Genomic DNA, 6,222 nt, shown 5'->3' with positions numbered 1-6,222 from the left:
CCGATGAGGGCGTCCATGAGCCGCAGCCCCTCGAAGGCGTCGCGGGCGTAGCGGACCTCGCCCTCGTAGACCTCGTGCAGGTCCTGCTCGACGTACGCGCGGGTGAGCGCCGCGCCGCCGAGGATCACGGGGTACCGGGAGGCCAGCCGGCGCTGGTTCAGCTCCTCCAGGTTCTCCTTCATGATCACGGTGGACTTCACCAGCAGCCCGGACATCCCGATCACGTCGGCCGCGTGCTCCTCGGCGGCCTCCAGGATCGCCGAGACGGGCTGCTTGATACCGAGGTTGACCACGTTGTAGCCGTTGTTGGACAGGATGATGTCGACGAGGTTCTTGCCGATGTCGTGGACGTCGCCGCGCACGGTGGCCAGCACGATCGTGCCCTTGCCCGAGTTGCCCTCGCCGTCCTCGACCTTCTCCATGTGCGGCTCCAGGTGGGCCACCGCGGTCTTCATCACCTCGGCGGACTGGAGCACGAACGGCAGCTGCATCTGCCCGGAGCCGAACAGCTCGCCGACGGTCTTCATGCCGTCGAGGAGCGTCTCGTTGACGATGTCCAGCGCCGGCCGCTCGGCGAGCGCGGCGTCGAGGTCGGCCTCCAGGCCGTTCTTCTCGCCGTCGATGATCCGCCGCTTCAGCCGCTCCTCCAGCGGCAGCGCGGCCAGTTCCTCGGCCCTGCCGGCCTTCATCGACTTGGTGTCGACGCCCTCGAACAGCTCCAGCAGGCGTTGCAGCGGGTCGTACGCGGGCTCGTCGCCCGCGGCCGGCCGGCGCCGGTCGTGGATGAGGTCCAGGCAGACCTGCACCTGCTCCTCCTCCAGCCGGGCGATCGGCAGGATCTTGCTGGCGTGCACGATCGCCGAGTCCAGGCCGGCCTTCACGCACTCGTCGAGGAAGACGGAGTTGAGGACGACCCGGGCGGCCGGGTTGAGGCCGAAGGAGATGTTCGACAGGCCGAGCGTGGTCTGCACGTCGGGGCGGCGGCGCTTGAGCTCGCGGATGGCCTCGATGGTGGCGCGGCCGTCGCCGCGGGACTCCTCCTGGCCGGTGCAGATGGTGAACGTCAGGCAGTCGATGAGGATGTCGGACTCGTGGATGCCCCAGTTGCCGGTGAGGTCCTCGATCAGCCGCTCGGCGATGGCGACCTTGTGCTCCGCGGTCCGGGCCTGGCCCTCCTCGTCGATGGTCAGCGCCATCAGGGCGGCGCCGTGCTCGCGGGCGAGCGTCGCGACGCGGGCGAAGCGGGACTCGGGGCCGTCGCCGTCCTCGTAGTTGACGGAGTTGATGACGGCCCGGCCGCCGAGCTTCTCCAGGCCGGCGCGGATCACGGGGACCTCGGTGGAGTCCAGCACGATGGGCAGCGTGGAGGCGGTGGCGAACCGGCCCGCCAGCTCGGCCATGTCGGCGGCGCCGTCGCGGCCGACGTAGTCGACGCACAGGTCGAGCATGTGGGCGCCCTCGCGGATCTGGTCGCGGGCCATCTCCACGCAGTCGTCCCAGCGGCCTTCGAGCATGGCGGTGCGGAACTTCTTCGAGCCGTTGGCGTTGGTGCGCTCGCCGATCGCCAGGTACGAGGTGTCCTGCCGGAACGGCACCGTCTGGTACAGCGACGCGGCCCCCGGCTCGGGGCGGGGCCGGCGCTCGGTCGGCTCCAGGTCCCGTACCCGCTCGGTCAGCTGCCGCAGGTGCTCCGGGGTGGTGCCGCAGCAGCCGCCGACCAGGGACAGCCCGTACTCGCGGACGAACGTCTCCTGGGCGTCGGCCAGTTCGCCCGGGGTCAGCGGGTAGTGGGCGCCGTCCTTGCCGAGGACCGGCAGGCCCGCGTTCGGCATGCAGGACAGCGGCACCCGGGAGTGCCGGGCGAGGTAGCGCAGGTGCTCGCTCATCTCGGCCGGTCCGGTGGCGCAGTTGAGCCCGATCATGTCGATGCCCAGCGGCTCCAGCGCGGTGAGCGCGGCGCCGATCTCGCTGCCGAGCAGCATGGCGCCGGTGGTCTCGACGGTCACCGAGCAGATCAGCGTCAGGTCCACGCCGGTGGCGGCGAGCGCCCGGCGGGCGCCGAGGACGGCGGCCTTGGTCTGCAGCAGGTCCTGGGTGGTCTCGACGAGCAGCGCGTCGGCGCCGCCGGCGATCATGCCCTCGGCGTTCTGCTGGTAGGCGTCGCGCAGCGTGTCGTACGCGATGTGGCCGAGGGTCGGCAGCTTGGTGCCGGGGCCCATGGAGCCGAGGACCCAGCGCTGCCGGCCGTCGCCCGCGGTGTGGGCGTCGGCGGACTCGCGGGCGATGCGCACGCCGGACTCGGACAGCTCGAAGATCCGGTCCGCGATGTCGTACTCGCCGAGGGCGGCGTGGTTGGCGCCGAAGGTGTTGGTCTCCACGCAGTCCACGCCGGCCGCGAAGTACTCGTCGTGCACCGAGCGCACGATGTCGGGGCGGGTCACGTTGAGGATCTCGTTGCAGCCCTCCAGCTGCTGGAAGTCCGCCAGCGTGGGCTCCTGCTCCTGGAGCATGGTGCCCATGGCACCGTCGGCCACCACCACGCGGGTGGCGAGTGCCTCGCGCAGCGCGTCGGCGCGGGTCTGCTGGCTGGCGGCGGGCTGGGGCGGCTGCGAGGCCATGGGGATACTCCCTCGTGTGCGACGGCTGTCGGCTATGCGCGGTCCGCGGGGACCGGTGCACGGCCCCAGCGTATCGGCCCGAGCCGCTCCGGCGGGGGCCGTCCCACGACCCGGACGGTGCGGGTTTGCGGGGTTTTCCGGCAGACTCGTGCACGATCGGCACTTCCGGGGTCTTCCCCGACCGCCCCCCTGCGGCGTGACAATGACCGATACTGTTCAGCATCGTCGAACTGCCGGTCTCGTTGAGGAGGATCTTCCGTGGCACGGAACATCCAGTCGCTCCAGCGAGCGGCTGCGGTGCTGCGCCTGCTGGCCGGAGGAGAGCGGCGCCTGGGCCTGTCGGACGTCGCCTCGACCCTGGGCCTGGCCAAGGGCACGGCGCACGGCATCCTGCGCACGCTCCAGCAGGAGGGCTTCGTCGAGCAGGACCCGGTCTCCGGGCGCTACCAGCTCGGCGCGGAACTGCTGCGCCTGGGCAACAGCTACCTGGACGTGCACGAGCTGCGCGCCCGCGCCCTGCCCTGGACCGACGACCTGGCGCGGGCCAGCGGCGAGAGCGTGCACCTGGGCGTGCTGCACCACCAGGGCGTGCTCATCGTCCACCACGTCTTCCGGCCGGACGACAGCCGGCAGGTGCTGGAGATCGGCGCCATGCAGCCGCTGCACAGCACGGCGCTGGGCAAGGTCCTGTGCGCGGTGGACCCGGTGGCGCACGCCGAGGCCGCGGAGGGCGACCGCAAGGCGCTCACGCCCGCCACGGTCACCGAGGCGACCGACTTCGAGCGGATCCTGGAGCTGACCCGCGCCCGCGGCTGGGGCTCGGACGTCGAGGAGACCTGGGACGGCATCGCCTCGGTCGCCGCCCCCGTGCGCGACCGCCGCGGCATGCCCGTCGGCGCCGTGGGCGTCACCGGAGCGGTGGAGCGCGTCTGCCCCGGCGGTGAGCTGCGGCCGGAGCTGGTGGCGGCGGTGCGCGACTGCGCCCGGGCGGTGGCCCGGGACCTGGGCGCCGGCCGCTTCTGAGCCCCGCGGGACTCCTCCGTTCGGCCGATTCCCCCTTTTCCCTTCACCGGCCCTTGACGCGCCTGTGACGTGGCGGAACACTGCCGTGCACCGGTCGGCATTGTCGAACACCTGACGACATATTTGACGTATGGTGTTACGCGGACCGGATTCCGCGTACGGACCACCCCGGACAAAGGAGTCGCAGGATGGACCCGTCCAATTGGGACATTTTCTCCGGTGAGGTAGTGGGGACTGCCTTGCTGATCGTTCTCGGTGGCGGCGTGGTAGCCGCCATCACCTTCAAGAAGTCCAAGGCACACCAGGCGGGCTGGGTCGCGGTCGCCTTCGGCTGGGGTCTCGCGGTCATGGTCGGCGCCTACGCGGTCGCCGGCGTCTCCGGCGCCCACCTGAACCCCGCGGTGACCCTCGGGCTCGCGATCAAGGGAGACACCGACTGGGGTGACGTACCGCTCTACATCGCCTCCGAGATGCTCGGTGCCATCATCGGCGCCGCGTTCGTCTGGCTGGCCTACTACGGCCAGTTCCACGACCACCTGACCGACAAGGAAGTCGTCGGCCACCTGGATAACGCGGACCAGAAGGCGATCGAGGCCCACGAGAAGGGCGCGGGCCCGGTGCTCGGCGTCTTCTCCACCGGCCCCGAGATCCGCAACACCGTGCAGAACGTGATGACGGAGTTCATCGCGACCTTCGTCCTGGTCATCGCGATCCTCACGCAGGGCCTCAATGACGAGGGCAACGGACTCGGCCCGCTCGGCGTGCTGATCGTCGCCCTGGTGGTCGTCAGCATCGGCCTCTCGCTCGGTGGCCCCACGGGTTACGCCATCAACCCCGCGCGCGACCTCGGGCCGCGCATCGTCCACGCCCTGCTGCCGCTGCCCAACAAGGGCGGCTCGGACTGGACCTACGCGTGGATCCCCGTCGTCGGCCCGCTGCTCGGCGGCGCCGCGGCCGGCGGACTCTACCAGGCCGTCTTCGCCTGAGCCGGCACGTCCCGCCCGCCCGCCGGGCGGGACGGCGCAGGGCACCACCTCGACCCACGCCGAACCAACGACGTATCGGAGCGACATGACCGACGCACACACTGCAGGCCCGTTCATTGCGGCTATCGATCAGGGGACGACTTCGAGCCGGTGCATCGTGTTCGACACCGATGGCCGGATCGTGTCGGTGGACCAGAAGGAACACGAGCAGATCTTCCCCAAGCCCGGATGGGTCGAGCACAACGCCCTGGAGATCTGGCGCAACGTCCAGCAAGTCGTCGACGGCGCCGTCGCCAAAGCCGGCATCACCAGCGCCGACGTCAAAGCCATCGGCATCACCAACCAGCGCGAGACCACCCTGCTCTGGGACAAACACACCGGCGAACCCGTCGCCAACGCCGTCGTCTGGCAGGACACCCGCACCGCCGAACTCTGCCGCCAACTCGGCGGCACCGAAGGACAAGACCGCTTCCGCGCCACCACCGGCCTGCCCCTGGCCTCCTACTTCGCCGGCCCCAAAATCCGCTGGCTCCTCGACAACACCCCCGGCCTGCTCGCCCGCGCCGAAGCCGGCGACATCCTCTTCGGCACCATGGACTCCTGGGTCATCTGGAACCTCACCGGCGGCCCCGGACGCGGCGTCCACGTCACCGACGTCACCAACGCCTCCCGCACCATGCTCATGAACCTCGAAACCCTCGACTGGGACCCCGCCATCTGCCAGGCCATGGGCATCCCCCCCACCGTCCTGCCCGAAATCCGCTCCTCCGCCGAAATCTACGGCCGCGCCACCTCCGGCACCCTGACCGGCATCCCGGTCGCCTCCGCACTGGGCGACCAGCAAGCCGCACTCTTCGGCCAGACCTGCTTCGCCCAAGGCGAAGCCAAATCCACCTACGGCACCGGCACCTTCCTGCTCATGAACACCGCCGACGAACCCGTCCACTCCGAAAACGGACTGTTGACCACCGTCGGCTACCGCATCGGCGACGCACCCGCCGTCTACGCCCTCGAAGGCTCCATCGCCATCACCGGCGCCCTGGTCCAATGGATGCGCGACCAAATGGGCATCATCTCCACCGCCGCCGAAATCGAAACCCTCGCCCTGAGCGTCGAAGACAACGGCGGCGCCTACTTCGTCCCCGCCTTCTCCGGCCTCTTCGCCCCCTACTGGCGCGACGACGCCCGCGGCGTCATCGCCGGCCTCACCCGCTACGTCACCAAAGCCCACCTCGCCCGCGCCGTCCTGGAAGCCACCGCCTGGCAAACCCGCGAAATCGTCGACGCCATGACCAAAGACTCCGGCGTCGAACTCACCTCCCTCAAAGTCGACGGCGGCATGACCGCCAACAACCTCCTCATGCAAACCCTCGCCGACGTCCTCGACGCCCCCGTCGTACGCCCCCTCGTCGCCGAAACCACCTGCCTGGGCGCCGCCTACGCCGCCGGACTCGCCGTCGGCTACTGGCCCGACACCGACGCCCTCCGCGCCAACTGGCGCCGCGCCGCCGAATGGACCCCCCGCATGGACACCCACACCCGCGACCGCGAATACAACAACTGGCTCAAAGCAGTCCAACGCACCATGGGCTGGA

At 70.4% G+C, this 6,222-nt stretch carries 4 protein-coding genes; 3 read left to right on the top strand and 1 reads right to left on the bottom strand.

Features of this window, described 5'->3' with window-relative positions:
* A partial coding sequence (gene metH / locus H5J30_RS14125) for a methionine synthase (protein ID WP_181787786.1) occupies positions 1-2,618 on the bottom strand: 2,618 nt, incomplete at its 3' end.
* 258 nt (positions 2,619-2,876) lie between these two features.
* Between metH and H5J30_RS14120 the strand changes: the two genes are divergently transcribed.
* From H5J30_RS14120 to glpK, 3 genes are all read left to right on the top strand, one after another.
* On the top strand, positions 2,877-3,641 hold the full coding sequence (locus H5J30_RS14120; RefSeq protein WP_181787785.1) for an IclR family transcriptional regulator: 765 nt from the start codon (positions 2,877-2,879) through the stop codon (positions 3,639-3,641).
* A 188-nt stretch (positions 3,642-3,829) separates the two neighbouring features.
* Positions 3,830-4,627, top strand: a complete 798-nt coding sequence (locus tag H5J30_RS14115; RefSeq protein WP_181787784.1) for an MIP/aquaporin family protein — start codon at positions 3,830-3,832, stop codon at positions 4,625-4,627.
* 85 nt (positions 4,628-4,712) lie between these two features.
* The coding region (gene glpK / locus H5J30_RS14110) for a glycerol kinase GlpK (RefSeq protein ID WP_181787783.1) at positions 4,713-6,222 on the top strand (1,510 nt) is incomplete at its 3' end.

The organism is Streptomyces phytophilus (assembly GCF_013870535.1).
GTDB lineage: Bacteria > Actinomycetota > Actinomycetes > Streptomycetales > Streptomycetaceae > Streptomyces > Streptomyces phytophilus.
Note: the sequence above shows the minus strand (reverse complement) of the source record. Positions and strands in the feature narration are given on the sequence as shown.

What these genes read in the sequence shown, in the direction of transcription:
- H5J30_RS14115 (WP_181787784.1), top strand. Translation starts at nt 3,830, where the DNA reads ATGGACCCGTCCAATTGGGACATTTTCTCCGGTGAGGTAGTGGGGACT.